We start from the raw sequence: 25,612 nt of genomic DNA, 5'->3' as shown, positions 1-25,612 counted from the left end.
GGGATTTCCTCGTGTAGTGGCGGATCAATAGGGTCATTCGGCGGTGGCGCCGGACTGCGCGACAAGCACGGCCCAGCGCGCCACCTCGTCGTTCACGTATTTCTGGAATGTCGCCCGATCGTCGCCGACGGGGTCGGCGCCGATCCCTTTTAGCCGCTCCTGGACGGCGGGGTCGGCCACGCTCTGAACGATGGTCTGCGAGAGCTTCTCGACGATAGCGGGGGGCGTGCCGGCCGGCACGAAGAGGCCGAACCACGAGCGCGCGTTCATGCCGGGGAACGGCGTTTCTGCGAAAGCTGGCACGTCGGGCAAGGCGGCGTGGCGCGCGCTGCCAGTCACCGCAAGCGCCTTGAGCTTGCCGCTCTGCACCAGAGAGAGAACCTCGGGCAGATTGGCGAACATGATCTGCACCTGGCCGCCGATCAAATCATTGAGCGCCTGCGCCCCGCCTTTGTAAGCCACGTGCGTTATCTTCGAACCCGCCAGTGTGCTGAACTGCTCGCCGGACAAGTGGGACGCGGTGCCAACGCCGCCCGACGCATAGTTAATGCGCGCGGCATTGGCCTTGGCATAAACGGCGAGCTCGCTCACCGAATTGACCGGCACCGACGGATGTACCACCAGCAGCAGGGGCACCGACGCCAGGTTCGACAAGGCCACGAAGTCGCGCGTGAGGCTGTAGCTGAGCTTCTGGTAGAGCGATGCATTGATCGCGTGGCTGGATGTGGCCATCAGCAGCGTATAGCCATCGGGCTCCGAGCGCGCAGCCGCGGCGCCGCCGATGTTGCCGTTCGCGCCGGCCTTGTTTTCTACCACGATCGACTGGCCGAGCCGGACCGACATGGCTTGCGCCACGGTGCGTGCGATTACGTCGGTGGCGCCACCGGCGGCGAACGGCACGATGACGCGCAAGGGACGATCCGGGTAGTCGGCCCTCGCGCTGACTGACGTGAGGGCCAATGCTGCGGCCACGACAAGGCTCCGCAACGGAGTGATTGCTTTGTACATTTTGTTTCCTCTGCCTCGTTTTTATATCCTGCCGACGGCGCGCTCCGCAGATGCGTGGCGGTCGCGGCGGTGGGCGTCTTGCCATGCCGACATGCGCATACGGACGCGCAAGTGGCGACAGCTGCACCCGGTCAGGCGTCCATGCCGAACACTTTATGCAGCCGTGCGGCGGCGGCGCTAGGACAGATCAGACGTTGTGTTGGACTTTTTCGCGTATCAGTCCAGCGGACGGCAATGCTTCCGCCGGAAGCCGCCCGGCGTGAGGCCGGTCTGCTTCTTGAAGAAGCGCGCGAAGTAGGCCGGATCCTCGATATTGAGGCGGAACGCGATCTCGGCAATGCCCGTTTCAGTGTTGCTGAGCCAGCGCTTGGCTTCGAGCATCACGCGTTCCTGCACCACCTGACTGGCTGTGCGCGCCACAGTTCGCTTGACCGCATCGTTGAGCTGGCGCTCGCTCACGCCAAGCGCCTCGGCGTACTGGCCGATGGTTCCGAAGCGCAGGTAGTGCGTTTCCACCAGCATCGCGAAACGGCGCGCGAGCGCTTGGTGTGGACCAACACCACCGGCGGGCTCGTTGTCGGGGCACAGACGACTCAGGCGCGTGAGCAGGATCAGCAGGCAGGCCCGCACCACATCGGGGAATCCCGGCTGGCGATCGCGTGCCTCGCATTCCATCTCGCGGAGCAGCGGCAGCATGTCGTCATGCTGGGCCTGCGTGAGATAGAGCACGCTGTTGCCGCGCGCAGGTTGGAAGAAAGGAAGTTTCGCGACATCGTCGGCGCGCGGAAACATCCGCGCGAAGAAGTCGGTGCTGAAGTTCAGCACGTAGCCGTGAGGCTTGACCGATGACGTCCAGGCATGGACCTGGCCCGGCGAAAGGAAAAACACCGCGTGGTCGCGCACGTCAAAATGGGCGAAGTCGAGTGTGTGCGTGCCGCTCGCCCGGGTCATCCAGAGCAGATGGTAGTAGTTGTGCCGGTGCAGGAAACCGCGCGGGATATCGTCGCGGTCCTCCAGTCGTACGAGATCGAAGTAGAACGAGCCTTCGCCAGCGAAATCCGAGGTTTCAAAGGTTGGAAACTCGCCGGAGCGGGCGGAGAGGAGAGCTTCGGGCAAGTGAAGGTATCCTTGCGGTTTTGGGTCCCGATTATCAGCGCCATCCTATTGCAAAAAGCCGGAGAGTATCGGGAGTTGGCGAATGCGACGCCGGACGGTCTCTCCGGGGAGTTCGGCAGCTCTATAAGAATTCTTGGTGCCGCTCCATCGCACCCGGGAAGTTGCGTCGGGGGCCTGCTCCTGCAGGCATTTTAGGGCGTTCGCTCGGAAGGGGACCTGATGGAACGGACGCAGACGGCGGGTCGTCGCAACTGAGTTTGCGCTGGATCAATTGCAAAACGGATTTCGGGCGATGGCGGTTGCCGAGCTGGCCGCCGTCGCCTACATCAGGGCGCATGACGCAGACCTCTGAAATCGGCTTTACCAGCTTCCAGCCCTCCCTGAATGAAGAAAATATCGCGCTTCTGGTGCAGACCTTTTACGGCCGCGCACGCGAGGACGATTTGCTGGGGCCGATTTTCAACGGCGCGGTGACCGACTGGGATCATCACATCGCGCAGATCAGCGATTTCTGGTCGTCGATGATGCTGAAGACCGGCCGCTACAATGGCCGGCCCATGCGTCCGCATCTCGTGCTGCCGCTGACGGGCGAACATTTCGATCGCTGGCTTTTGCTGTTCGAACAGACCGCGCGCGAGATATTTCCGGCTGAGGTCACCGAGGCCTTCATGATCCGCGCGCGCCGTATCGCCGACAGTTTCGAGATGGGCGTTGCCTCGGTACGCGGCGAGATCGTCAAGCCGCGGCACAGCATTTAAGACGGTAAGTATGTGACGCATGGCCGGTCTTGCGAGAGCCGGTGGTTGCGCTAGGCTGCGGCTCCAACAAACCGGGAGTCGGTCCATGAAACGTCTGTCTGTTCTCGTTCTGCTGAGCCTGTTCAGTGCTGCGCCCGCAATTGCGCAAGGTGCGGCCTGCTCCGCCACGTCGGCCGATGGCAAGCCGCTTGCCGGCGCCGCCAAGACCAGCCACATGAAGAAATGTTGCGAGGACAATGCCAAGAGTGCCGACGGCAAGCCACTGGCCGGCGCCGCCAAGACCTCATCGGTCAACAAGTGCATGAAGGGCTGAGGCTGCGGCCTCACGCATCCAGACGTGCAAAAGCCCCGCTCGCGCGGGGCTTTTCGATTCCGGGACGAAGCGATATCAATTCGAGGCCTGCGCCTCAGCTCTGCGCTTCGAGCTTGTCCTGCGTCTTCGTGTCGAAGTCGCTGGCGTCATGGCGTTCGCGCAACTGGCCGGCCGGGTCGCCCGAGGTGCGATTGACCATGCGACCGCGCTTCACGGCAGGTCGTGCCGCGATGGTCCCGGTCCAGCGCTGCAGGTTCTTGTAGCTCTGCACATCGAGGAAAGTGCCGGCATCGCCATAGATCGCATTCTCTGCGAGGCCGCCATACCAGGGGAAAATCGCCATGTCAGCGATGCTGTAGTCCTTGCCGGCGATGAACTCGTTGTTGGTGAGTTGGCGATCGAGCACGTCGAGCTGGCGCTTGGTTTCCATCGCATAGCGGTCGATGGCGTATTCGATCTTGGTCGGTGCATAGGCATAGAAATGGCCGAAGCCGCCGCCGAGGAAGGGGGCGCTGCCCATCTGCCAGAACAGCCAGGACAGGGTTTCGGCGCGCGCCTCGCCGTCCTTTGGAAGGAAGGCGCCGAATTTCTCGGCGAGATGCACCAGGATCGCGCCGGATTCGAACACGCGAAACGGCTTGTCGCCGCTGCGGTCGATCAGAGCTGGAATCTTGGAATTAGGGTTCACATCGACGAAACCCGAACCGAACTGGTTGCCGTCGATCCGGATCAGCCATGCATCGTATTCCGCGCCTGTATGGCCGGCAGCGAGCAGTTCCTCGAACATGATCGTGACCTTCTGGCCGTTCGGCGTCGCCAGCGAATAGAGCTGGAACGGATGTTTGCCGGTCGGGAGCTCCTTCTCATGGGTGGGGCCGGCAATGGGCCGGTTGGTCGAGGCAAATTTGCCGCCGTTTTCCTTGTCCCAGGTCCAGACTTTGGGAGGCGTGTAGGGGGCGTCGGTCATGTCAGGCTGGCTCCGGAAAAGGGGCAGGGTTGATGGTTGCCGGGGACAGGTAGGGTTGAATGCATCTGCATGCAAGGCAGCGATGCATGCTGGGATGGAGGCCTGCCTTGCACCCGGCGGAGACATGGGATGTAACGAGTCCGCACCGCCGTCGCTGCCGATGGCGGGATTCTCCTGCTTGCGAAGATTCCCTCCCGATGAGCGATACCCCAGCGCAGACCGTCGGTGCACCGCCCACCAAACGATCCTTCGCGGCGCTCCATCACCCGGGCTTTCGCGCCCAGTTCATCACCTATGTGCTGGCCATGATGGCCGACAATATCGAGCATGTGATCAGCTACTGGGTGGTGTTTCAGAAATTCCAGTCGCCGGCGCTCGGTGGTTTCGCCATCGTCTCGCACTGGCTGCCGTTCCTGCTGTTCTCGGTCACGTCTGGCGCGCTGGCGGAGCGTTTCGACCCTCGGCGCGTGATCCAGTGCGGCATGGCGCTGTTCATTCTGGCGTCGCTGGGCTGGGGCTATTTCTTCGTCACCGACACCCTGCAGATGTGGCAGGCCATGGTCCTGCTGGTGATCCATGGCTGTGCCGGCGTGCTGTGGCAGACACCGAACCAGATGTTACTTTACGATGTCGTCGGTGCCGCCGACCTGCCCAGCGCGGTGCGTCTGAACGCCATGGCGCGCTATCTCGGCGTGATGGTTGGCCCCGCGGTCGGCGGCGTGATCCTGCTCGCGCTGGGACCGGCCTATGGCATCATGCTCAACACCATCTTCTACCTGCCGCTGGTGCTGTGGCTGATCAACGCGCCCTATGGTCCGCGCTTTCGCACCGGCGCGCCCGCGCCTCAGCGCGCTGTGCGCGGCTTTGCGGACATCGTCCAGACCATGCGCGACGTTCGCCACCGGCCGGTGATTGTCTCCATGATCGCGCTGGCTGGCGCGGCATCGTTCTTCGTCGGCAACGCCTATAGTTCGCAGATGCCGAGCTTCGCCCACGATCTCGGTCATGGCGATCCCGGCATGTCCTACAGCATGCTGCTGGCGGCTGACGCAGCCGGCGGATTGCTTGCCGGCCTGGCGCTGGAGGGCAGGCAATTGCTGGCGCCGAAGCCGCGTACGGCGATCATTCTGGCGCTGCTCTGGTGCGGTGCGCTCGCGATCTTTGCGCTGACCGGTCACTACGCGATCGCACTGGTGTTCCTGTTTGCAGCGGGATTTCTTGAATTGTCGTTCAACGCCATGGCGCAGAGCCTCGTACAGCTCGACGCCCCCTGGACAAGCGCGGTCGCGTCATCGGCCTGTTCAATATGGCGAGCTTGGGTCTGCGCGCCTTTAGCGGCATCTCGGTCGGCGTGATCGGCAGCATGATCGGCATCCACTGGTCGCTGGCGCTGTCGGCGCTGGCAACCATGGTCGTGGCCGCGGGATTGCTGGCGCTGCCCTAGCGAGGAAAAACCTCAGCGTCCTACCAGTCGACGAACCGGTCTTCGCCGCCGAATGCAGCCGGCATGGTGGCGTAGTGTGGCAAGCCGTCCCGGACCGGAGCAATTGCTTCGCTGCAATTGATATGCAGGCTCGGCTTGAAGGCGTCGCCGAGCAGATAGCCGTTGATGCTGCGCATGCCGATTCCGTCGAGTTCGATGATCAGGCGGGTGGCACATTTTGCGCAGCTGAGGCGCGGGGTCGTCTTCAGCGCGAACGACGTTGTATCGCCCTCAACGACTTCGACACCGTCAGCCGGATAGACGGCTTCGGCCACATAGGCCGCACCGTGGACGGTCTGGCAGTCTGCGCAGTGGCACCAGAAATGGGCGATGGGGTCGGCTGAAATCCTGAGCTTCACGGCGTTGCAAGGGCAAGCTAGTTCCATGGGTGCACCTCATCTGATGCGCAAACTACCAGCCGACCGCCATCGCCGACAACCGCTGCGGCTTGCGACAAATCGCTCGCCGCAGCGTTCATTCGCTATTTGCCGTTCTGCAGCGCCGCCGTCTGTTTGGCGAGCTGCTTGTCGAAATCCTGTTCGAGTGTTGCAGCGTAAGTGGCAAGCTCGCCCGGTTTCACGAACGGGTTCGGCGCGCCGTCCTTCATCGCCGCGCGCTTGGCCTGCATGCCATAGACTTCCGGATGCGGCCCGAGCAGCACGTCGATCTTCATCGCCTTGGCCTTGGCATAGGTCGATCGATAATCGTCGACGATGCCGGCATGGGTCGGATTGCCGACCAGCCGGTTCAGCGCCACGGTGCCGCTGCAGAAGAACAGGACCTCACGGTTCTCGCTGCCGTCCTTCACGGTCATCTCCCAGCTCGTGCAGCCCGGCGAATGACCGGGTGTCGCATGCGCCGTCAGCGTGGTGCCGCCGAGCGTGACCTTGTCGCCTTCGGTGACGGTGCGATCGACCTTGACCGGCGGGAAACCGATATCGGTGTTCGTTTCATCGCCCGGATAGGTGCCGCTCTCGAGCAACGGCTTGTCCCGCAAGCCTGCGATCAGCTGCGCGCCGGTGTCCTTCTTGATCTCGGAAAAACCGCCGGTGTGATCGAAATGGGCGTGGCTGTTGAGGATGATCTTGATATCGGTTTCCTTGAAACCGAGCTTTGCGATGTGCTCCTTGATCATCCCCGTCGATTGCGGGACGCCCGTATCCATCAGGATCAGGCCGTCGGATGTCTTGATGATATAGACCGCGATGCCATCGGTGCCGACGTAATAGATGTTGTCGATCAGCTGAAACGGCTCGAAGGGGGCGGTCCACTTGACCATGACCTGCGCCAGAAAATCCTTCACCGTCTGTGCCTGCGCGTTGCCTGCAAATAGCGCCAGAGCGCAGATGGCTCCTGCCAGCGTCTTCATGATTGGCCTCCCGGTCTGATTTTGTTGGTTCTTCTGAACGCCAGGATTGAAGCGCGATTTGGGCAGATCTCTCAAGCGGCATTCCTGCATGCCGGCATCGCGCATGACAGACACGGTCCGGCGGCGAATGTTGCGAGCGCGTTGAACCATCCCCGCCGTTTTGGGTTAGAGTTCACCCATGAAACAACTGATCTGCCCCAATTGCCAGACGCGCGTTTTCTTCGAGCAGAGCGATTGCGTGCAATGCGGCGAGGCGCTGATCTTCGACACCGCGCAGTCCAATGTCGTCAGCGCTGCGTCGGCGATGTCCTGTGCCAATCGCAATCTGATCGCCTGCAACTGGGCCACGGATGCCAGCGATCCGTTCTGTCCGTCCTGCCGGCTTACGCGGACGATTCCCAATCTGGTGTCCGATCGCAATGTCGCGCTCTGGAAGCGGGTTGAGCAAGCCAAGCGTCGTCTGACCTACGATCTGATGCGGCTCAGGCTGCCCCTTGCTGTGTCGAGCGGCGCGCATATCGCGTTCGACATTCTCTCGGACGAGACTGCCGGACATCCGATCATGACCGGGCATTTGTCGGGACTGATTACGATGAACCTCTCGGAAGCTGACGATGCCGAGCGCGAGGCGCGGCGCGCGGCGTTTCGCGAACCGTATCGGACGCTGCTCGGCCATTTCCGCCACGAGGTCGGGCATTTCTACTGGGAAGCGCTGGTCGATCAGTCGCAGCTTATCAGCCCGTTCCGTCTGATCTTTGGCGATGAAACCCGCGACTATGGCGAAGCACTCGCGGCCTATCACAATCGCGCCGATCGCTTGTGGAACAGCGACGCCTTCATCAGCGAATATGCGACATCGCATCCGTGGGAAGACTGGGCCGAGACCTTTGCGCATTTCCTGCACATCGTCTCGACGCTGGACACCGCGTCGTCGCTGCCGCTGTCACTGGACGAACGCTCGCGCCATACGCTGGACGATCCCTATCTGGAGCGCGACTTCGAAGCGCTGCTGTCGCTGTGGGATGCTGTGTCCTACAGCATGAACGAACTCAATCGTTCGATGGGTATGAGCGACGCTTATCCGTTTCACCTGACGCAAGCGGTGAGGGGAAAGCTGCATTTCGTGCATCTGGCGATTCTGAAAACGCGCAGCGAAGAGTGAGGGCGGCTCTGCCATTCCGGAGTCGCGCCGGTCTGCTTCGCAGATCAGCGCACCCCGGAATGACGAGTGCATGAAGGAGCCTTACTGCTCCATCTTGATCCCGGCGTCCGTGATCACCTTTTTCCAGCGTGCGATTTCGTCAGTGACGAAGGCGCGGAATTCATCCGGGGTGGTGCCCATGGGGACGATGCCCTGATCGTCGAGCTTCTTCTTCAGGTCGGGATCGGTGAGGGCTTTCTTTGCCTCCGCCGCTACGCGATCGACGATCTCCTTGGGGGTGCCCGCCGGCGCGATGATGCCGGACCAGGTGCCGGAGACGAAATCCGGCACGCCGGCTTCCGCCATGGTCGGCACGTCGCCGGCCGCCGGGACGCGCTCCTTGGCGGCGACGGCGAGCGCCTTGGCATTGCCGGACTTCACCTGCGACATCAGCGGGCCGATAACGTCGAACATCACATTGATCTGGCCGCCGACCGTATCCTGCAGCGCGCCGGACGTGCCCTTGTACGGGATGTGCTGCAGGTTGATGCCTTCGCGGCTCTTCAGCATTTCCATGGTCAGATGTGCCGCCGAGCCGATGCCCGACGAGGCGAAATTCAGCGAGCCGGGCTTCGCCTTGGCGAGCGCGATGAACTCCTTCATGTCCTTGGCCGGCAGTGACGGCGTCGCAATCAAAATCAGCGGCGCGACCGAGGTCAGCGACACGTAAGTGAAGTCCTTCATCGCATCATAGGGAAGCTTCGGATTGAGCGTCGGATTCACCGAATGCGCCGCGATCACGGTGCCGAAGGTGTAGCCGTCGGGGGCTGCCTTGGCGACGGCGTCGGTGCCGATGGCGGCATTCGCGCCCGGCTTGTTCTCGATGACAATCGGCTGGCCCAGCGCCGCCGACATCTTTTCGGAAACGAGGCGCGCCATCAGGTCGGTATAGCCGCCCGGCGTATAGGGCACGACCATGCGGATCGGCCGGTTCGGCCAGCTCTGCGCAAAGGCAGTCTCGGCGCTGCCGGCGCAGGCGGCCATAACGGCGATCACGCTCGCGGCGCGGACGAAGCTCTTCATCATTTCATTTCCTCGACTGCCGGCGCGCTCCAGAGCGGCGGGAGCGCCGTAGCGCTCGCTCTGGATCGCAGACCGTTCTTCTTGTTGTCTGCCCGCTCTGCGCCGTTACGGATGTCGCGGAATGCAGAGTCCCGTAGGCAGGCTACCGCATCGCACGGTAACGGGGAAAGTAGACGAAAGGCCGCTAACGTCTGCTGCCGCAGCGTGGAATTTGTCGATGTGAGACGCGGATGCATGTGACCTCCCGTGATGACGTTGTCGATCGTTGTGATGGAGGTGAGGGGATGGGCGTGCGCCGTCCTTGCCCGCGCCTGTGCGCGTGCGTGGCGGTCCCAGGGTTCTCCCTCAAAATGAGGGAGATGAAGCGCCGAAAGGCGCGACTTGGTAACAGTGCCGCAGCGTAGTGTCCGGATCGCCGGACAGCAGAGGCCGCGGAAACGCCTTTCGACGCTCCATCGTGGCGATTTCTGTCCCCGGGACCGTTCTTCCGGTCAATGGCGCAGACCTCCGCAGTCCGCTTATCCCGACGGTTTCCCGCCGTTCACCAATGCCACGTCCAGCCAGCATGAGTGGCAGACCCCCGTAGTGGGGCCGGACGGTGACCCAAGGCCTCCCGAGTGCGAAAAGGAACGTCTCCCTCCCGCCCGCAGGCGCCACATCCCGCCCCGCGCCAGTCGGCGTCCCGGTAACGCTCCCTCAAGTGGAGCGGGATGGATGGGAATATATACTAGAGGGAAAATGCGTCAAGGATTATTTTCATGATCTCATGGGGCAGGTACATGGCGTAGCGTACGCACGTCGTCAGGAAAATGTGATGGGAATTGTCGGGCGACTCTTCGCGACGTGATCGGTTGCGAGCTTTGTTGTTCTCGGCATCAGACCGGATGGTCACAGTTGATCGCTAAAACGGCTAGCGACGTCGATCCGTTGGCGCGCTCCGACCTTGGTGCGTGCGCATCCTCAAGCCAATGAGCCCGCGATGCCGATCCAATTCCGCAAGACCTCAATCAGATCTCGCAAGCGAACACTGGGATTGGCCGCGCTTGGCCTGATCGTGGACGCGATTGTCAGCCATCCCCGCGTCGACGTGCCGGCGATGGTCAATGTCGCGATGATGTCGCGTTTCGCCATAGCGCCTGTCATGGCATCGCTCGGCAGTTTCTCATGGACGACCAGCACAGGTTCGAGCAACACCGTCGCGCCGACGCCGGTGATGAGCGTGGATCATGTGACACGGATGTGCGCGCGGGCGCATGGGAGCGCAAGTTGATCGACAACCAGCTCTCTTTAACAACAACGGCCCGGATGAAGCAGGCGCTTCATCCGGGCCGTGTTGGATCAGACGACGTGTCGGCTCAGGCGACGCGCTTGATGGCGTCGCTCAGGATCGAGACGATCTCGTCGATATGGTTCTTCTCGACGGTGAGCGGGGGCGACATCGCGAAGGCATCGCCGCTCTGGCGCAGATAGAGGCCGGTGTTGAAGCAATCGACCATGACCTCGTAGCCGCGGGCACCCGGCGCGTCCTTGCGCGGGGCGAGCTCGATGGCGCCCATCAGGCCGCAATTGCGGATGTCGATCACGTTTGGCAGATCACGCAGCGCGTGCAGGCTGTCGCGCCAGTATTCCGCCATCGACGCGCCGCGGGTCAGCAGGCCTTCGTTCTTGTAGATGTCGAGCGTAGCGATGCCAGCGGCGCAGGCGACCGGATGTGCCGAATAGGTGTAACCGTGGAACAGCTCGATCTGGCCTTCCGGGCCGTTCATCAGCCCATCATAGATCTTGCGGCTGGCGAATACGGCGCCGCAGGGCACAGTGCCGTTGGTGATGCCCTTGGCGGTGGTCATGATATCCGGCGTCACGCCGAAGAACTGCGAGGCGAATGGCGCGCCGAGGCGGCCGAAGCCGGTGATGACTTCGTCGAAGATCAACAGGATGCCGTGCTTGGTGCACAGCTCACGCAGGCGCTGCAGATAGCCCTTCGGCGGCGGCAGCACGCCTGTAGAGCCGGGGACCGGCTCGATGATAACGGCGGCGATGGTGTCGGCGCCATGCAGCGCGACCAGACGCTCGACGTCGTCAGCAAATTCGGCGCCGTGATCCGGCAGGTCCTTCGAGAAGGCGTTGCGCGCGAGATCGTGGGTGTGGCGGATGTGGTCGACGCCCGGCAACTGGGCCGACGAGAAGGCGCGGCGGTTATTGACCATGCCGCCGACCGACGTGCCGCCGAAGCCGACGCCGTGATAGCCGCGCTCCCGACCGATCAGGCGCGTGCGGGCGGCCTGGCCGTTGGCGCGATGATAGGCGAGCGCAATCTTCAGCGCGGTGTCGCCGGATTCAGAGCCCGAGTTCGTGAAGAAGATGCGGTCGAGGCCTTCCGGGGCGATCTCGGCGAGGCGGTTGGCAAATTCGAAGGCCAGCGGGTGACCCATCTGGAAGGCCGGGGCGAAATCGAGGGTGGAGAGCTGCTTCTCCACGGCGCTGGCGATCTCGCGGCGGCCGTGGCCGGCATTGGTGCACCAGAGGCCGGCGGAGCCGTCGATCACCTTGCGGCCGTCTTCGGTGGTGTAATACATGCCCTGGGCCGACGCGAACATGCGCGGCGCCGCCTTGAACTGACGGTTGGCCGTAAACGGCATCCAGAACGTGTCGAGCTGCAGGCTGTTCGGAATCTGATGGACGGTCACGTCGCGCTCCCAAGGATGATGTTCAGGCTGATTTTCGCATCTGGATCATGTTCGTAACATTGCAACAAGTCCTTTTCTTGAGCTGATTAAGCTGTTGATTTTGCTGAGTAGACCGAGCCATATTTGTTCGATCCAGAACACTCACAACAGGATTTGGGCGTGAGCATCGATCTCGGCGAACGGCTGCGCTTCGTGCGCGGGCGTCACAAGCTGTCGCAGCGCGAGTTGGCCAAGCGCGCGGGCGTGACCAATTCGACGATCTCGCTGATCGAGTCCAACCAGATGAACCCGTCGGTCGGCGCGCTCAAGCGCATCCTCGACGGCATTCCCATGGGACTCGCCGAATTCTTCGCCATCGAGCCGGACCGGCCGCGCAAGGCGTTCTACCGCTCGGATGAGCTGACCGAGATCGGCAAGAAACCAATCTCCTATCGCCAGGTCGGCGACAACCTGTTCGGCCGCGCCCTGCAGATACTGAAGGAGTGTTACGAGCCGGGCAGCGATACCGGGCGCGTGCCGCTGGTGCATGACGGCGAGGAGGGCGGCATCGTGATTTCAGGCCGGCTGGAAGTCATCGTCGATGACGAGCGCCGCATCCTAGATCCCGGCGATGCCTATTATTTCGAAAGCCGTCGCCCGCATCGCTTCCGCTGCGTCGGCAACAAAGCCTGTGAGGTCATCAGCGCCTGTACGCCGCCGACATTCTAAGGATCTAAGCCGCACCGGGGCTAACGGGAGGTATCGATGCCTCTCATCAGCAAGTCGATACTGGCATCGGTGAAGACTGCAACGTCGATCTGCCTTCGCGTGCCAAACAACAGTGACCACACAGTCAACAGCAGCGCCGGGCTCATCACGATTTCGGTGAATGTGCTTGCCTGCGACGGGCGGAATTCACCGGCCGCGACTCCCGCTTCGATCACCATTCGGAACTGGTCGATGACCGGCCGCATGAACTCGTCATAATGCCGGTCGACGAGGTCGGGGAAGCGGGAGCCGTCGGCGATCAGGAAGCGGAGTGTTTCGCGGAAAGGTCTGTCCTCGGCAATCTTGCGATACACGAAGACCATGAGTGCGCGCAGGCGCGCGTTGTATGATCCTTCCAGCGTCGCGGCATAGCTTTCCAGTTCGGGAAAGAACGCCTGGGACTTGTATCGGATCATCTCGTCGAACACGCGCTCCTTGGTTTCGAAATAGAAATAGATCGTGCCTTTGGTGACGGACGCGCGAGCGGCGACATCCTCCAGCCGGGTCGCCGCATAGCCGTTTTTGGCGAATTCCTCGAAGGCCGCGTCGAGGATCTCGATCGGTCGTTCTGCTTTTCGTCGGGCGCGCTTCTTCAGCTCAGCATTCATGGGACCAGGATAATCGATCCCCGGCAGGGCTACTATTGACTTTTGAGTCAGTCAATAATAGTGAGTGATTGCTCACTTAACGCGCGCGGTCAAATGCATAGTGCTTTCAAAATGATGTCTCCGTTGCCAGTCGATGCGGCCGGCACCGCAGATCGGCGACGCAAGCTGATCGAAACCGTGGCCACAGCGAAAGCGACACTGATTGCCCGTCGGGCGCCGGACGGGGCGACGGCTGCATGACGAATGCGGATGACAGCAAATCGCCACCGCGACTGTTCCGTGGTGCCCGTGTCCGGATGAGCCTTCTCGGTCGTGAACGGCATCCCAAATACGGCGATCGCCAGGGCGTCATCGTGGGGCACGGCTCGCCGAGCAGTTGGCGGGTCAAGTTCGACGAGCGTAAGACCATCCAGGCGATCCACCGGGACTACCTCGAACTCGTCGCCCAACCCGCGGCGGCATCCCTTCAGGTCGTCCAGCGACGCGGTTCCATGGGTGGGGCGTCAAACCCGTGAGCGCTCTCCTTACCGAACAAGTCATGCATGGCCGCCCCTGGCGGCCGTCGGTCTTGTTGCTTGTCGTTGCGGCGCTGGGCCTTCTGGTGGCGGGATGTTCGTCATTGCCGCGGACGCCGCATAGCGCCGCGGATGCATCCAGTGCGCGCGTCCTCGATCTTACGGACCTGCGCCGTTATGCGGACGAACCGGCCTCGACGTTCCGAAACGGTCAGAACCAGGTCGCGTTGCGAGGGCCTCGAACCTATCTGGCGCTGTCCGGAGGCGGGGCGGACGGCGCCTATGGCGCCGGCGTGCTCAATGGCTGGACCGAGGCGGGGACGCGCCCGTCGTTCTCGATGGTATCCGGTGTGAGCACCGGCGCACTGATCGCGCCCTTCGCGTTTCTCGGTTCCGACTATGACGCGACTTTGCGTGACGTCTACACCAGCGGCGTCGCTGCGAGCCTGCTCGATGCACCCAATCCGTTCAATGCGATCTTTGGTTCGGGCCTGTTCGGCAACACGCGGCTACGCGAGTTGGTGGCGAAGTATATCGACGAGACCTTCGTCGCGGCTGTCGCAGCCGAACATGCGAAGGGGCGGATGCTGTTCGTCGTCACGACCAACCTGGACTCCCAGCGGACCGCCATCTGGGACATGGGACGGATCGCCTCGCTCCGTACGCCCGAAGCACTGAACCTGTTCCGGGATGTTGTCGCGGCATCGGCGAGCCTGCCCGTGGTGTTTCCGCCGATGCTGGTGACCGCGGAGGCGAACGGCAAGCGCTTTGAGGAGATGCATGTCGATGGCGGCGTCACCGCGCCTGTCCTGACATTGCCGGAGGCTTTCCTGCTGCGCGACGCCACGTTCGCGAGGGCAGAGAAGCTGCAACTCTATGTTCTGATCAACAACAAGATCGAACGGGAATTTCAGGTCATTCCCAATTCCACCATCGAAATCGCTGCGCGGGCGTCATCGACCGTGACGAAGATTCAGACACGCTCCATCCTCTACAGCACCTATGCCTTCGCCCGCCGCAACAAGTTCGGATTCAATCTGACCTATATCGAGGGCGATCGACCGCCATCGCCGATGTCCGGCTTCGACACCGCCTATATGCGCGCGCTGTTCCAGTACGGTTATGAGAGGGCGCGGGGCAATCGTCTCTGGTCGAAATCCCCGCCCTCCGACGATCAGGATTCCGTGGCGGCGTCACACACAGCAATCACGCGGCAGGTCGCAAGCGGCAACTGATGTGCGATGCGACTTTCAAACCCGGCACATACGTGCTGACACAGGAGTGACCTCATGAGATTGTCCATGCTTCGCAACATCGTTTCACCGCGCCGGCTCGCGCTGGTGTCGATCCTACTCGTCGCCGCCTCGGGTTCGGCGGCGGCGCAGTCGTTGCCGTTCACAGGCCTTACCGGATCCTGGGCAGGCGCGGGAGCGATCTCGCTGTCCGACGGATCCAAGGAGCGGCTTCGCTGCAAGGCGACATACCAGGTCAGCAATGGCGAAAGGCGGCTTCTGCAGAGCTTGCGCTGTGCGAGCGACAGCTACCGCTTCGATCTCAACAGCGACGTGGTCAGCCAGGATGGCACCATCGCCGGGACATGGAGCGAAACCAGTCGCGGAATCAGCGGAAGCATCGCGGGCAGGGAGTCCGGCGGCCTCATCTCTGCCGTCATCGACGCGCCGGGTTTCTCGGCCAGCCTGTCGCTCTCGACGCGCGGCAACAAGCAGTCCTTCTCGATATCGTCCGAAGGCGACATCCGGAACGTCACCATCAACATGAGCAGAAACTGATCCGGATCGCTGCTCAGCGATCGCAGGTGCTTCACGGGGGCACGTTGCGAGGCGAGGCAGGGTGCAAGTGCCAATGGCTCCCGGGACGTGCGCCGTCGACGAAGAGCGACGCATTCTCGACCTTGGCGATGCCATTTGTTCGAAGGCCGATGTTGGCACCCGTCCGGTGCGTTGGCCCGAAACCCTGTGAGGTGATCAGAGACTGCATGCCGCCGACATTTCGAAGGCTGCCGCGCGATCGGTTAGCAGCCCTTACAAACGTTTCCGATCATCTGTTTTATTTTTCTCTCACTCTCTTCGTAAGTCTCCCCAGGCGGCCGCGCTCCAAACCGGACAGGCAACTGGATCTCTTGCAGGGCCTCGTCGTCGGCTGAAACTATCGGGAATGGTTGCAGCTTCGCCAGCCACTCCAGCAAATCCTGATCGACCTTCGGAATGCCCGTTCCCTTTTCGACTCTCGGGTTCAACAGTTTACCATCATGGTCGAGTGAGAATTTTAAGAGCACATCGATGGGCAGACGCTCACTTCGTAATTCTGTCGGGAAACCGATCGGGTGTGCAGCCACGTATTTGATGAGTTGTTTCTGGAAGAATGTTGGCTCCTTCGCCAATGCCTGCGTTCCGAGAAAGCCGATCGCCAACAGATAGCAGAACAAAAATCGCATCACGGTCTTCCAGATTGGGGGCGGAGTCCGTCGCGCTTCACGATCAGCTCGGCAGTGAATGCGGCTCGCCCTACAGATGTGGCGGCCACGTCTCGATGCGTTCCAGGATATCGGCGAGGGTGTTGGTTTTCATGGTGTGAGGGTATCACGGCGGAGACACAACGCCACAGGATAGCCTGAAGAATCCATCCGCCCCACCTGAATTTGAATGGCTGTCCGCGCGCCAAATCTCTATGCTGTTGGCATGTCGCGATTCATGTGTCTATCGATTGCTCTCGTCCTGTCGCTTACCTCTGCCGCTGCGCTGGCGGCGCCGGTCAAGAAGAAGCCGCAGCAATGGAAGGGCTACGGCTTCCTGCCGGGCTATCACCAGCCACTGAACAACAGCGTTCCGCTGTTCATGCAGAAGCGCGCGGACCTGCGCATGGCCAAACGCGACCGACGCCATTGGTATATCGACCGTACCCCGGTCTATTACCGCTGGTCCGACGGCGAGAAATATTATTTCGGCCGGCCCGGCTTTTATCGCGGCCAGTACAATGGCGGCAGCATGGGCCCATGCTGGACGCGAACCCCGATCGGACCGATCTGGAATTGCGGCTAGGCGAGGCGGCGCATCTCGCAGCGCCGATTCCAGTGAAAGCTTTCGGTCGACGTCGTCGCGCCCTTCGTTAAATCATCGCAGCGACTATCTGTTGCTCCGGTTCGATCGCGGCGGAGTTCAAAAGCGCCGTGAAATCAAAATCAACGAAAGCACATTTCGAGTTCCGGCCACTATCTTCGCCTGACAGGGCTTTGGTTCAGGGGCGGAGATATCAGTGGCTAAGATTTCACGACGTGACGTGTTGGCAGGTGGCGCGGCCATGCTTGGGTCGCTAGGTGCATCCGGGGGGACGTTCGGCCAGCAGCCCACTGAGAATTTCGATCTGGTGATCCGGGGCGGCGAGGTCATCGACCCCAGCCAGAATCTGCGGGGCATTCGCGATATCGGCATTCGCTTCGGGCAGGTCGCCGCCGTCGAGCCGAGCATTCCTGCGGAGCGGGCGAAACAAAGCATCGATGCCAAAGGCAAACTGGTGACGCCCGGCCTCGTTGATCTTCACACCCATGTCTATCCCTATGGTTCGGCGATCGGTATTCCGCCGGATGAGCTGGTGCCGTTCTCGGCGACGACAACCTATGTCAGCGCCGGAGATGCTGGCGCCAACACGTTCGCCGGATTCAAGCGCGACGTGGTCGGACATTCGCGCAGCCGGCTGTTTGCCTTCGTGCACATCTCGACCATCGGCCTTGCGGGCTTTCCCGTCGGCGAATTGCTGAACATCGACTATGCGAATGTCGACGCCGCCGCGCGCACCATTGCGGAAAATCCCGATCTCGTGCTTGGCGCCAAGGTGCGCGAGACGCTGGCATTCGTCGGCAATAACGGCATCGAACCGCTGAAACGCGCCATTCTGGCCGTCGAACGCTCGGGCACCAAGGGGCGGGTGATGTGCCACATCGGCAATGCACCGGGCGATCTGTCGGTGCTGGTCGATACGTTGCGTCCGGGCGATATCCTGACGCATCCCTACAGCGCACTCGGCAACAACACGGTGCAGAACGGCAAGGTGCTTCCGGCGCTGTTGGAAGCCAAGAAGCGCGGCGTCATCATCGATGTCGGTCATGGCGCCGGCAGCTTCGATTACGACATTGCCGAGGAGGCGATCCAGCAGGGGCTCGTGTTCGATACGATTTCCAGCGACGTCCATGTGGCCGCGGCGAACACACCGAGCCGGCCGTATCTGCCCTGGGTGCTCAGCAAGTTTCTCGCGCTCGGCTTCTCGCTCGACCAGGTGATCGCGGCCGCCGCGATCAAGCCGGCCAATGTCATCAACCGTGTGCCCAAGCTTGGCACGCTGCAGGTCGGCGCGCCCGCGGACGTGGCCATTCTCGAACTCGTCGAAGGTCCGGTCGAACTGCTCGACACTTCGAACAAGCCCCGCACCGGCAAGGCCTATCTGAAGGCGGTCCAGACCGTGCGCGGCGGGGTCCCGTTCGGAAGGCCATACTCTCTGCCGTTCTCGGCAAATTGACGAGAGCGGCGCGGTGCCCGGGTGAGCGAAGCGACACCCGAGGCGCCGACGGTCCGGTTGTGCAGCCGCACGGCGACGTCCTGCTGGAATTTACCGCTGCCGCCGGGCGCGCGCGACGGCAATCGCCATCCGGCACGCTGGTCTGCCCTGCGTCTGCCGCGCGCTCAAGACACCTGCCACGGCTTCCGAAAAAACCGCCATCCGGTCTAGGCTCGCACCAACCGAGATCTCGAATTGGACGTGCGACATGACATTGGCGATGAGCTGGGACGAATGGGCCAAACACGACGCGGTGGCGCTGGCCGCGCGCGTGCGCAAGGGCGACCTGACGCCGGCCGATCTGGCGGCGCAGGCCGCCGCAGGCATCGCCAGCACCAATCCCGCGCTCGATGCCGTCGTCGAAGTGTTCGACGACGTCATCGCCGATCCTGCCAGGGACGGTATGAATGCCGAGGGTGCGTTCGCTGGCGTTCCATACCTCATGAAGGATCTCGGCCCGACCCTGAAGGGACGGCTGCAGGAATTCGGCTCCATGATCATGCAGGGGCATCGCCCTGCGCAGGACAGCTTCCTGACCGGCAAGATCCGGGACGCCGGGCTCAACATCATTGGCCGCAGCACCACGCCGGAATTCGGCGTCTGCAGTTCTGCCGAGAACAAGCTCTATGTCACTCGCAATCCCTGGGACACCGACTACACCACCTGTGGCTCCTCCGCCGGCTCTGCGGCGATGGTCGCAGCCGGCGTGTTGCCGATCTCCCATGCCACGGATGGCGGTGGTTCGATCCGCATTCCCGCAGGTGTGAACGGCCTGATCGGCCTGAAGGTCTCGCGCGGCGTCTATTCGCTGGCGCCCGCGCTGTCGGATCTCTCCGGTCTGGTCTCGATCCAGGGCTGCGTCAGCCGCAGCGTGCGCGACACCGCAGCCTTCGTCGACAACTGCCGCGGCGGCGCACCTGGCGAATTCATGCCGTTCTGGTCGCCGGCCGAACCCTATAGCGATCTCATCAAGCGCGACCCGGGCAAGCTGCGCATCGCGCTGTCGCATGAGTGGGGCGACTACAAAGCGCCGCCGCATTTCGTTGCAGAGCTGGAGCGTGTCGGCAAAATGCTTGAAGGGCTCGGCCATCACGTGGAATGGGCACTGCCGGAGGTGGATTTCCGCAACGCGTTCGCTGCGCAGACGACCTGCTACATCAGCAATTTCGCGCAGGTGATCGCCGGTCATCTTGCGCGGCTCGGTTTGGATAAACCGACCACCGATCTGCTGGAGCCGATCAACATCAAGATCTGGGAGAGCGGGCTGAACACCTCCTATACCGAGCGCAACGCGATGCAGGCGGTGTTCAACACGACGTCGCGCGCTTTCGGCGCGTTCTTCGAGCGCTACGACATCATCCTGACGCCGATCACCGCCAAGCCGACTCCGAAGGTCGGTACATCAGAATATCTCACCACCAGCACCAATCCGTCGGTGCACGACTGGTTCGCCAACCTGTGGAAGAATTTCGCCTATACACCGCTCGCCAATCTGTGCGGCATTCCCGGCATCTCGCTGCCGCTGGCGGCGCAGGAAAACGGACTGCCGCTCGGCATCCAGGCGCAGACGCGTCAGGCCAATGACGGCCTGCTGCTGCAACTGGCCGGGCAGATCGAGCGGGCGATCGACGGCAAGTGGAATGGCGGTAAGCTGCCGGCAAAGCATGTGAGCCGGCAATAGGCGCGTCGGCAGACACTGTCTTCGTCACGCTAAAGATACGTGACGCAACGGATACCGAATGGATCGAACATGGTTTCAAGCTTGCCGGCTCCCGTGTCCCAGTCGGTCGCTGCCAGGCTGACGCGAGCGGCGATATTCCTGGTCGTGACGATCAATCCCGGACCGGCGCCCGAGAAGGCGGTTCGTGGCTTGTGTGGCGACCTGTCCAGCCTGTTGCGCGGCGTGGGCTTCCGCAATCTCAACGGGCAGTTGTCCTGCATCATGGGATTCGGCTCCGATGCCTGGAGCCGGCTGTTCGGAGCGCCGAGTCCGAAAGACCTGCATCCGTTTCGCGAAATTCGCGGCGTGCATACCGCCGTTTCGACGCCCGGCGACATCCTCTTTCACATTCGCGCGGCGAGCATGGATCTTTGTTTCGAACTGGCGACGCACGTCATGTCCCGGCTCGCCGGCGCGGTTTCGGCCGTGGACGAGGTGCACGGCTTCAAGTTCTTCGACGACCGCGATCTGATCGGCTTTGTTGACGGAACTGAAAACCCTGTCGGTCAGGCCGCTGACGCGGCCACCCTTGTCGGAGATGAAGACCCCGGCTTTGCCGGAGGCAGCTACGTGATCGTGCAGAAATATCTGCACGACATCGCGCGATGGAACACGGTGCCCGTCGAGGAACAGGAGAACATCATCGGCCGGCACAAGCTTTCCGATATCGAACAGCGCGATTCCGAGAAGAAGCCGTATGCGCACAACGTGCTGACGTCGATTGAAGAGAACGGGGAGCAGCTTCAGATCCTGCGCGACAACATGCCGTTCGGCGAAGTGGGCAAAGGTGAGTTCGGCACCTATTTCATCGGTTACGCCCGTTCGCCGCAGCGCATTGAGAAGATGCTGGAGAACATGTTCATCGGCAACCCGCCGGGCACTTACGACCGTCTGCTGGATTTCAGCCGCGCGGTGACGGGGACGCTGTTCTTCGTTCCCACAGCGACGTTCCTGGACGATGTCGATCCCGAGGCGTAACCGTGTCGGCTTATCTGTTCACCACCTGCTGAAACAGGAGATTGTGCATGGGTGTCGATCTCCTGAATATCAAGGGGCTCAAAGAGATGGAGCATCAGGGCCCGATCGTCATGGTCAATCTGATGCGATTCCGCGAGCGCTCGCTCGACGGCGATGGGTCGGGCTGGGACGCCTATCTGCGTTACAGCGCGCTGACCGTGCCGATGATCAAGGCCCGCGGCGGCACCTTGCTGTGGACCGGCGACGCCAAGGCCGTCGCGCTCGGCGAACCGGATCACCAGCAGTGGGACTATCTGGCGCTGGTGTATTATCCCTCCGTTGCAGCCTTCATCGAGATGATGACGTCACCGGACTATGAAAATCTCTGCGACCCGCACCGGACCAACGGCTGTGCCGAGCATGTGATCATTTGCACGAGCGAGGCTTACAGCAAGTTCAAGTTCGGGTGAGGGGGATCGCCACCGGATTCCGGCTTATTCGAGCCACCAAATCTCACATGAGCCGGGTGGCGATGAGGATGGAGATGACGAGCAGAACCGCGACGATGACCACGACGAAAGGGAACATTGCGCGATAGGCGTCCCGCTCGTGGCCGGGCGTGCCGGCGAGATTGCAGACGATCGACATCCGCACCGGCGAGACCATGTTGAGCGATAGTGCCGCGGCGTGCTGAAGCGCGACGACGGCGGCGACGTCGAGGCCGGCCTCGGTGGCGAGGCTGAGCTGCGACGGCATGAACAAGCCGTTGGCCGCATTGCCGCTATTGGCCAGCGCGCCGAACACGGCCGAGATCATCGGGGTGACCGTCACCGACCAGACCCCGAACGTGTCGTACATGCCGCGGGCGAGGCCGCCGGCGATGCCCGAGCGCGACAGCAGTTCGGCCATCATCGAGAACACGATCACTGTGAGGACAGCGAGCCGGCCGGTCTTCCAGGCGGCTGCGATCTCCGCAGGGAAGGCCCGCTGATGGCCGTGCAGCAGGGCCGTCAGCACGGCCGCCGTGACCAGCCATGTGCCGGCGTGAAACAACGGCGCCCAGACCGGCGCGCCGGCGAAGGGTTGCATGCTCCAAGTAGTCTGGAGCAGTTGGTTGAGCGGAGGCACGAGGCGCGTCAGCGCGAGCCAGCCGATCAGCAGTGTGAATGGCAGCATGCGCCGTGCCGCAGCGGCGATCGCCGCGCGGTCCGGCTTTTCGTCGATGAGATAACGCAGCACGATGGCCGGCCCGAACGCTGCCAGCATCGCCGGCTCCGGCCCGAGAAACGCCGTCGCGACGATGGCGAGGCCGAGACTGCCGAGCAGCCAGAGCGCCTCGCTGGCCCGCTCGCGCCAGTCGGCATGGATGCCGGCGCGCTCCGCCATGCGCCAGTAGATCGGCAGCCACAGAATGTTGAACACGAGGTAGATGAGGCTGGTGCGCAGCGCGAGCGCCGTGGGATCGGTGCGCGCAAACGCGGCGCCGACCACCGCGCCGCTGCCCATGGCGCCCCACACGATCATGGTCTGGCTGATCAGCGAGAAGGCGAGGAGCTCGATCGGCTTCAGGCCGAGGCGGCGGATCAGCACCATCGTCCCCATGATGCCGATGCCGAAGCCTGTCGCGGATTCCGCGAAGGGTCCGATCAGATAGCAGGCGGTGAACAGCAGGCGCCGCCGTGCATGCGCATCCGGCAGTGACGTCTCGACCGGCATGGCCGCGTCGCCGGGGCGGATTGCCATCTGCCAGAACAGCAACCCGCCGAGGATGTAGGGCACGACGATCCAGCCGATCCATGCCCCGCGCAGCAGCGCCGTTGCGGCATCAGAGATCCCGAACAGTTGCGGGGCGGTGGCCAGCGCGACTGCAAGCGCCGTGGCGAGGCCGATGAGCGATGCGGGGAGTGTGCCGGCGAGCCCGCTGGCGATGGCGCCGATCACTGCCAGCGCCGGCAGCGCCCAGATCAGGTAAAGCACGTTCCGCCCCCAGGTTTCTCGTTGGGGGCTGGATGCGCGGGAAAGGCAGGGACGTCAACCGCGCTGCGCGCATGGGGCGCGTGCAACGTCGATCCGCTCAGCGCTTGCTGAACCGCAACGCGTTTTGCCCGACCAACCCATGGTGAGAGCTATCGAGAGGCGGCCTCGCTCAATCAGCCCCGGGAGAATGGACGTGACGTCGAAAGCTTTGGTGATCGCGCTGGCATGCCTGGCGTCTCCGGCATTCGCCGCCTGCGACGAGCCCGGGACCGGTACCAAAGACACGCCGATCTTTTCGCCGCCGCTCGGCGCCGTCGTCACCGGTACGGGGCGCCTGCAATTCCATTCGGCGCCAAGCGCGCATTGCGCGGTGGCCGGCGTGTTTGTCATCCCCAGGGATCATCTGGTCGCTTATGCTGAAACGCGCGACGGGTGGACCTCGGTGATGTATGCGCGTGCGACGGGCGGCGGCGTCACAGGCTGGGTCAGATCATCCCGCCTGAGACATACCGGCACAGTCGGACCGCAATAGGCGATGCGTTAGCTGTCGAAGCCGACGAATACCGTGGCTTCCTCGACCGACTTGCGTTCGGACACCACCGCATTGGCGGGAAAGCTGTCATCCGGCCATCCGAGCGCGATGCTTTTCATGATGACCTGATCGTCCGCAATCCCGGCATGCTCGCGCACCACCGGCGACTGCATGATGCCCTGGCTGTTGATCACCGCGCCAAGGCCGCGCGACCAGGCGGCATTGACGAGGGCGGTGGCCACCGCGCCGCAATCGAACGGCGTATCGTCGCTGCCGTCCAGCACGCGGTCATAGGTTACGATCACGCAGACCGGCGCGTCGAACTGACGGAAGCCGCGCAGCACCCAGTCCTGCCGCATCTCCTTGTCGTCCCTGGCGATCCCCATGGCCGAGAACAACTGCTTGGCGACGCCGACCTGTCGGTCGCGGTGGTGACCCGAGAACGCGTGACCGGTACGAAATTCGCGCGACTGCGGGATGCCTGCGATCATCCGCTCGGTGTTGCCGGCGCGGATCCTGTCGAGCGGCTCGCCGGTGACGACATAGAAATTCCACGGCTGGGTGTTCATCGACGACGGCGCGCGCATCGCCAGATTGATGATTTCCTCGATCAGCTTTTTGGGGACCGGATCGGGTTTGTAGCCGCGGATGCTGCGGCGGCCGAGAATGACGTCATCGAACTTCATAGGTGTCGTGGCTCCCTGGGGCGTTTTTGAATTGGGCGGGATATTCCCGGTTTCCTGGCCCGTGCGCAATATCGACGTGAGGGGCAGAAGGCGGTCGCCGCTCGGTTGCAGGGCGGGGTAGCGAAGCGTATTCCGCCGCGCAAATATCTCGACGGCGGCGGATTGCGCTTCGCCAATCCGCCCCGTGATTGCTAGTGTCGTTGTTCAATCCCATCATGCTGGACCGAGGGCGATGAACACACGTAGCGATCATCTTGAAAAGCCTATGATGTTCGACGGCGTGACGCTCACGCCGCAGAAGGAGGTGGTCCGTGCCTTCTACAAGGATATGTGGGACCATGCGGACGTGACTTTGATCCCGCAAATTTTCCATGAGGACTTCACTTTCAGGGGATCGCTCGGGCCGGTGTTGGTCGGACATGACCAGTTCGCCGACTATGTCCTCTGGGTCACCGGCGTGCTGCAGAATTACACGACGGACATTCTCCTGATGATCGAGGAGGGCAATCGCGTTTCCGGCAAGGTCTACTTCCACGGCGTTCAACGCGAAGCGATGTTCGGCAATCCGCCGACAGGAAAGCTCGTCGGTTGGCTTGGAGCGCCGATCTTTTCGTTCGACGGGCCGAAGGTGCGCGACCTCTGGGTGCTCGGTGACATCTACGGCCTGCTCGGACAGATCAGGACAGATGGCATGCAGGGCAACGAATTTTCCACGTCTCGTTGATGCGCGACCGTTGGCGAGTTGCTGCTTGAGCTCCTCGTCCTGCAGCGACTTCCAGTCGATCATGACCATGTGGCCAGACGTCGCGCTTGCCACATTTGCGATCTGGTTGCGCGTTAACGTGGTAACACGCGGGCAATACGTACCCTGCGCATAACCATGCGTTGTTATATTGTTGCGCATCGACATGAATCGCCGATCCGTGCTACCTCGCTCGCAGAGTTTGAAAGAGACGATTGAAGTGACGATTTTCGCCCGCATCTTCCGCCATGGCCTGCTGCGCATCTCGCGCAAGGTGTTGGTGATGGTCGTGCTGGCGACGTACATTTTCGCCGGTGCCATGCACGGCCTCTGCGAACTCGATGTGACCAATCCGTCCGGAGCGACAGTCGTCTCGCTCGCGGAGAAGGGGATCGGCCATTCCGACAAGGGGATCGTCGCGGACAATCACTGCCACGGCTGCTTCTCCATGACGGCACAGCCGCTTGTCTTCGCGGCGATGCCTGTCTCCATCGAGACCCGTACTGCGGTTTTTCACGATGTCGAACGTCGCAGCCTGCCGCGCGGGATCGATCCTCCCCCACCCAAATTCCTGACCTGACCGTCATCGCCGGGCGCATCGCGCCCAGACTCCGTCATTCGTCAGGTTTCCATC

General features: G+C 62.4%; 29 protein-coding genes. 18 read left to right on the top strand and 11 right to left on the bottom strand.

The window, feature by feature from the left end; genetic code table 11:
* Positions 1-33: 33 nt before the first annotated feature.
* Positions 34-972, bottom strand: a complete 939-nt coding sequence (locus RSO67_RS03710; RefSeq protein WP_315842416.1) for a tripartite tricarboxylate transporter substrate binding protein — start codon at positions 970-972, stop codon at positions 34-36.
* 252 nt (positions 973-1,224) lie between these two features.
* On the bottom strand, positions 1,225-2,124 hold the full coding sequence (locus RSO67_RS03705; RefSeq protein ID WP_315842415.1) for a helix-turn-helix domain-containing protein: 900 nt from the start codon (positions 2,122-2,124) through the stop codon (positions 1,225-1,227).
* Positions 2,125-2,459: 335 nt separating this feature from the next.
* Here RSO67_RS03705 and RSO67_RS03700 point away from each other — a divergent pair, with 335 nt between their 5' ends.
* Positions 2,460-2,882, top strand: a complete 423-nt coding sequence (locus RSO67_RS03700) for a group III truncated hemoglobin (RefSeq protein ID WP_315842414.1) — start codon at positions 2,460-2,462, stop codon at positions 2,880-2,882.
* Between the two features lie 85 nt (positions 2,883-2,967).
* Positions 2,968-3,195: a hypothetical protein gene (locus tag RSO67_RS03695; protein WP_315842413.1), complete on the top strand. Its 228-nt coding sequence runs from the start codon at positions 2,968-2,970 to the stop codon at positions 3,193-3,195.
* Positions 3,196-3,289: 94 nt separating this feature from the next.
* Here RSO67_RS03695 and yghU read toward each other — a convergent pair whose 3' ends face one another.
* Positions 3,290-4,162 (bottom strand): glutathione-dependent disulfide-bond oxidoreductase, encoded by an 873-nt coding sequence (gene yghU, locus RSO67_RS03690; RefSeq protein ID WP_315842412.1) that lies wholly within the window; start codon positions 4,160-4,162, stop codon positions 3,290-3,292.
* 197 nt (positions 4,163-4,359) lie between these two features.
* Here yghU and RSO67_RS03685 point away from each other — a divergent pair, with 197 nt between their 5' ends.
* Entirely contained in the window at positions 4,360-5,517 is a 1,158-nt protein-coding gene (locus RSO67_RS03685; RefSeq protein WP_315842411.1) for an MFS transporter, read from the top strand.
* The gene (locus tag RSO67_RS03680; protein WP_315842410.1) at positions 5,469-5,606 is read left to right on the top strand and encodes a hypothetical protein; all 138 of its coding nucleotides are present in this window, start codon (positions 5,469-5,471) and stop codon (positions 5,604-5,606) included. Before RSO67_RS03685 ends, RSO67_RS03680 begins: the two co-directional genes overlap by 49 nt.
* Before the next feature lie 20 nt (positions 5,607-5,626).
* On the opposite strand, the gene RSO67_RS03675 is transcribed toward RSO67_RS03680, so the two are convergent.
* Positions 5,627-6,031: a GFA family protein gene (locus tag RSO67_RS03675; protein WP_315842409.1), complete on the bottom strand. Its 405-nt coding sequence runs from the start codon at positions 6,029-6,031 to the stop codon at positions 5,627-5,629.
* Between the two features lie 95 nt (positions 6,032-6,126).
* Entirely contained in the window at positions 6,127-7,014 is an 888-nt protein-coding gene (gene blaBJP / locus RSO67_RS03670; RefSeq protein WP_315842408.1) for a BJP family subclass B3 metallo-beta-lactamase, read from the bottom strand.
* A gap of 178 nt (positions 7,015-7,192) precedes the next feature.
* Between blaBJP and RSO67_RS03665 the strand changes: the two genes are divergently transcribed.
* A complete protein-coding gene (locus RSO67_RS03665; RefSeq protein WP_315842407.1) occupies positions 7,193-8,176 on the top strand; it encodes a putative zinc-binding metallopeptidase in 984 nt (327 codons plus the stop codon).
* Between the two features lie 81 nt (positions 8,177-8,257).
* On the opposite strand, the gene RSO67_RS03660 is transcribed toward RSO67_RS03665, so the two are convergent.
* Positions 8,258-9,241: a tripartite tricarboxylate transporter substrate binding protein gene (locus RSO67_RS03660; RefSeq protein ID WP_315842406.1), complete on the bottom strand. Its 984-nt coding sequence runs from the start codon at positions 9,239-9,241 to the stop codon at positions 8,258-8,260.
* 976 nt (positions 9,242-10,217) lie between these two features.
* Here RSO67_RS03660 and RSO67_RS03655 point away from each other — a divergent pair.
* The gene (locus tag RSO67_RS03655; RefSeq protein ID WP_315842405.1) at positions 10,218-10,508 is read left to right on the top strand and encodes a hypothetical protein; all 291 of its coding nucleotides are present in this window, start codon (positions 10,218-10,220) and stop codon (positions 10,506-10,508) included.
* Between the two features lie 85 nt (positions 10,509-10,593).
* On the opposite strand, the gene RSO67_RS03650 is transcribed toward RSO67_RS03655, so the two are convergent.
* Positions 10,594-11,925, bottom strand: coding sequence for an aspartate aminotransferase family protein (locus tag RSO67_RS03650; protein WP_315842404.1), 1,332 nt, complete (start codon positions 11,923-11,925; stop codon positions 10,594-10,596).
* 159 nt (positions 11,926-12,084) lie between these two features.
* Here RSO67_RS03650 and RSO67_RS03645 point away from each other — a divergent pair, with 159 nt between their 5' ends.
* Complete coding sequence (locus RSO67_RS03645; protein WP_092143706.1) at positions 12,085-12,633, top strand: cupin domain-containing protein; 549 nt, start codon at positions 12,085-12,087, stop codon at positions 12,631-12,633.
* 20 nt (positions 12,634-12,653) lie between these two features.
* Here the strand turns inward: RSO67_RS03645 and RSO67_RS03640 are convergent, their stop codons facing one another.
* A complete protein-coding gene (locus RSO67_RS03640) occupies positions 12,654-13,280 on the bottom strand; it encodes a TetR/AcrR family transcriptional regulator (RefSeq protein ID WP_184517301.1) in 627 nt (208 codons plus the stop codon).
* A 236-nt stretch (positions 13,281-13,516) separates the two neighbouring features.
* On the opposite strand from RSO67_RS03640, the gene RSO67_RS03635 reads away from it, so the two are divergent.
* The 3 genes from RSO67_RS03635 to RSO67_RS03625 are packed head-to-tail and all read left to right on the top strand — an operon-like array spanning position 13,517 to position 15,585.
* The gene (locus RSO67_RS03635; RefSeq protein WP_315842403.1) at positions 13,517-13,795 is read left to right on the top strand and encodes a hypothetical protein; all 279 of its coding nucleotides are present in this window, start codon (positions 13,517-13,519) and stop codon (positions 13,793-13,795) included.
* A gap of 23 nt (positions 13,796-13,818) precedes the next feature.
* A complete protein-coding gene (locus tag RSO67_RS03630) occupies positions 13,819-15,030 on the top strand; it encodes a patatin-like phospholipase family protein (RefSeq protein ID WP_315844159.1) in 1,212 nt (403 codons plus the stop codon).
* Between the two features lie 54 nt (positions 15,031-15,084).
* Positions 15,085-15,585, top strand: a complete 501-nt coding sequence (locus RSO67_RS03625) for a hypothetical protein (RefSeq protein WP_315842402.1) — start codon at positions 15,085-15,087, stop codon at positions 15,583-15,585.
* A 242-nt stretch (positions 15,586-15,827) separates the two neighbouring features.
* Here RSO67_RS03625 and RSO67_RS03620 read toward each other — a convergent pair whose 3' ends face one another.
* Positions 15,828-16,250, bottom strand: coding sequence for an energy transducer TonB (locus RSO67_RS03620; protein WP_315842401.1), 423 nt, complete (start codon positions 16,248-16,250; stop codon positions 15,828-15,830).
* A gap of 244 nt (positions 16,251-16,494) precedes the next feature.
* On the opposite strand from RSO67_RS03620, the gene RSO67_RS03615 reads away from it, so the two are divergent.
* The 5 genes from RSO67_RS03615 to RSO67_RS03595 all read left to right on the top strand — a co-directional run bounded on the left by RSO67_RS03615 (position 16,495) and on the right by RSO67_RS03595 (position 21,511).
* On the top strand, positions 16,495-16,854 hold the full coding sequence (locus RSO67_RS03615; protein WP_089264657.1) for a hypothetical protein: 360 nt from the start codon (positions 16,495-16,497) through the stop codon (positions 16,852-16,854).
* 214 nt (positions 16,855-17,068) lie between these two features.
* Positions 17,069-18,325 (top strand): amidohydrolase/deacetylase family metallohydrolase, encoded by a 1,257-nt coding sequence (locus tag RSO67_RS03610; RefSeq protein ID WP_315842400.1) that lies wholly within the window; start codon positions 17,069-17,071, stop codon positions 18,323-18,325.
* A 247-nt stretch (positions 18,326-18,572) separates the two neighbouring features.
* Positions 18,573-20,045: an amidase gene (locus tag RSO67_RS03605; RefSeq protein WP_315842399.1), complete on the top strand. Its 1,473-nt coding sequence runs from the start codon at positions 18,573-18,575 to the stop codon at positions 20,043-20,045.
* A gap of 69 nt (positions 20,046-20,114) precedes the next feature.
* The gene (locus tag RSO67_RS03600; protein ID WP_315842398.1) at positions 20,115-21,062 is read left to right on the top strand and encodes a Dyp-type peroxidase; all 948 of its coding nucleotides are present in this window, start codon (positions 20,115-20,117) and stop codon (positions 21,060-21,062) included.
* Between the two features lie 47 nt (positions 21,063-21,109).
* Positions 21,110-21,511: a DUF1330 domain-containing protein gene (locus tag RSO67_RS03595; RefSeq protein WP_315842397.1), complete on the top strand. Its 402-nt coding sequence runs from the start codon at positions 21,110-21,112 to the stop codon at positions 21,509-21,511.
* Positions 21,512-21,554: 43 nt separating this feature from the next.
* Here the strand turns inward: RSO67_RS03595 and RSO67_RS03590 are convergent, their stop codons facing one another.
* Complete coding sequence (locus RSO67_RS03590; RefSeq protein WP_315842396.1) at positions 21,555-23,018, bottom strand: L-lactate permease; 1,464 nt, start codon at positions 23,016-23,018, stop codon at positions 21,555-21,557.
* Positions 23,019-23,211: 193 nt separating this feature from the next.
* On the opposite strand from RSO67_RS03590, the gene RSO67_RS03585 reads away from it, so the two are divergent.
* Positions 23,212-23,550: a hypothetical protein gene (locus RSO67_RS03585; protein ID WP_315842395.1), complete on the top strand. Its 339-nt coding sequence runs from the start codon at positions 23,212-23,214 to the stop codon at positions 23,548-23,550.
* Positions 23,551-23,558: 8 nt separating this feature from the next.
* On the opposite strand, the gene RSO67_RS03580 is transcribed toward RSO67_RS03585, so the two are convergent.
* On the bottom strand, positions 23,559-24,236 hold the full coding sequence (locus RSO67_RS03580; RefSeq protein ID WP_315842394.1) for a nitroreductase: 678 nt from the start codon (positions 24,234-24,236) through the stop codon (positions 23,559-23,561).
* A gap of 232 nt (positions 24,237-24,468) precedes the next feature.
* Between RSO67_RS03580 and RSO67_RS03575 the strand changes: the two genes are divergently transcribed.
* Both RSO67_RS03575 and RSO67_RS03570 read left to right on the top strand, forming a co-directional pair.
* A complete protein-coding gene (locus RSO67_RS03575) occupies positions 24,469-24,960 on the top strand; it encodes an ester cyclase (protein WP_315842393.1) in 492 nt (163 codons plus the stop codon).
* Between the two features lie 238 nt (positions 24,961-25,198).
* Positions 25,199-25,558 (top strand): hypothetical protein, encoded by a 360-nt coding sequence (locus RSO67_RS03570; protein WP_315842392.1) that lies wholly within the window; start codon positions 25,199-25,201, stop codon positions 25,556-25,558.
* The last annotated feature ends 54 nt before the right edge of the window (positions 25,559-25,612 follow it).

Source organism: Tardiphaga sp. 709 (assembly GCF_032401055.1).
Classification (GTDB): Bacteria; Pseudomonadota; Alphaproteobacteria; order Rhizobiales; family Xanthobacteraceae; genus Tardiphaga.
The sequence above is the reverse complement of the archived record's forward strand: the minus strand, read 5'-3'. Positions and strand labels throughout refer to the sequence as shown.

Bases quoted from the DNA above. Each gene is read 5' to 3' on its own strand.
- RSO67_RS03595 (WP_315842397.1), top strand. From the start codon at position 21,110: ATGGGTGTCGATCTCCTGAATATCAAGGGGCTCAAAGAGATGGAGCAT.
- RSO67_RS03695 (WP_315842413.1), top strand. From the start codon at position 2,968: ATGAAACGTCTGTCTGTTCTCGTTCTGCTGAGCCTGTTCAGTGCTGCG.
- RSO67_RS03620 (WP_315842401.1), bottom strand. From the start codon at position 16,250: ATGCGATTTTTGTTCTGCTATCTGTTGGCGATCGGCTTTCTCGGAACG.
- RSO67_RS03640 (WP_184517301.1), bottom strand. From the start codon at position 13,280: ATGAATGCTGAGCTGAAGAAGCGCGCCCGACGAAAAGCAGAACGACCG.
- RSO67_RS03660 (WP_315842406.1), bottom strand. From the start codon at position 9,241: ATGATGAAGAGCTTCGTCCGCGCCGCGAGCGTGATCGCCGTTATGGCC.
- RSO67_RS03675 (WP_315842409.1), bottom strand. From the start codon at position 6,031: ATGGAACTAGCTTGCCCTTGCAACGCCGTGAAGCTCAGGATTTCAGCC.
- RSO67_RS03600 (WP_315842398.1), top strand. From the start codon at position 20,115: ATGGTTTCAAGCTTGCCGGCTCCCGTGTCCCAGTCGGTCGCTGCCAGG.
- RSO67_RS03580 (WP_315842394.1), bottom strand. From the start codon at position 24,236: ATGAAGTTCGATGACGTCATTCTCGGCCGCCGCAGCATCCGCGGCTAC.
- RSO67_RS03655 (WP_315842405.1), top strand. From the start codon at position 10,218: ATGCCGATCCAATTCCGCAAGACCTCAATCAGATCTCGCAAGCGAACA.
- RSO67_RS03625 (WP_315842402.1), top strand. From the start codon at position 15,085: ATGAGATTGTCCATGCTTCGCAACATCGTTTCACCGCGCCGGCTCGCG.
- RSO67_RS03630 (WP_315844159.1), top strand. From the start codon at position 13,819: ATGCATGGCCGCCCCTGGCGGCCGTCGGTCTTGTTGCTTGTCGTTGCG.
- RSO67_RS03680 (WP_315842410.1), top strand. From the start codon at position 5,469: ATGGCGAGCTTGGGTCTGCGCGCCTTTAGCGGCATCTCGGTCGGCGTG.
- RSO67_RS03665 (WP_315842407.1), top strand. From the start codon at position 7,193: ATGAAACAACTGATCTGCCCCAATTGCCAGACGCGCGTTTTCTTCGAG.
- yghU (WP_315842412.1), bottom strand. From the start codon at position 4,162: ATGACCGACGCCCCCTACACGCCTCCCAAAGTCTGGACCTGGGACAAG.
- RSO67_RS03685 (WP_315842411.1), top strand. From the start codon at position 4,360: ATGAGCGATACCCCAGCGCAGACCGTCGGTGCACCGCCCACCAAACGA.
- RSO67_RS03700 (WP_315842414.1), top strand. From the start codon at position 2,460: ATGACGCAGACCTCTGAAATCGGCTTTACCAGCTTCCAGCCCTCCCTG.
- RSO67_RS03615 (WP_089264657.1), top strand. From the start codon at position 16,495: ATGTCGCGATTCATGTGTCTATCGATTGCTCTCGTCCTGTCGCTTACC.
- RSO67_RS03605 (WP_315842399.1), top strand. From the start codon at position 18,573: ATGACATTGGCGATGAGCTGGGACGAATGGGCCAAACACGACGCGGTG.
- RSO67_RS03635 (WP_315842403.1), top strand. From the start codon at position 13,517: ATGACGAATGCGGATGACAGCAAATCGCCACCGCGACTGTTCCGTGGT.
- RSO67_RS03575 (WP_315842393.1), top strand. From the start codon at position 24,469: ATGAACACACGTAGCGATCATCTTGAAAAGCCTATGATGTTCGACGGC.
- blaBJP (WP_315842408.1), bottom strand. From the start codon at position 7,014: ATGAAGACGCTGGCAGGAGCCATCTGCGCTCTGGCGCTATTTGCAGGC.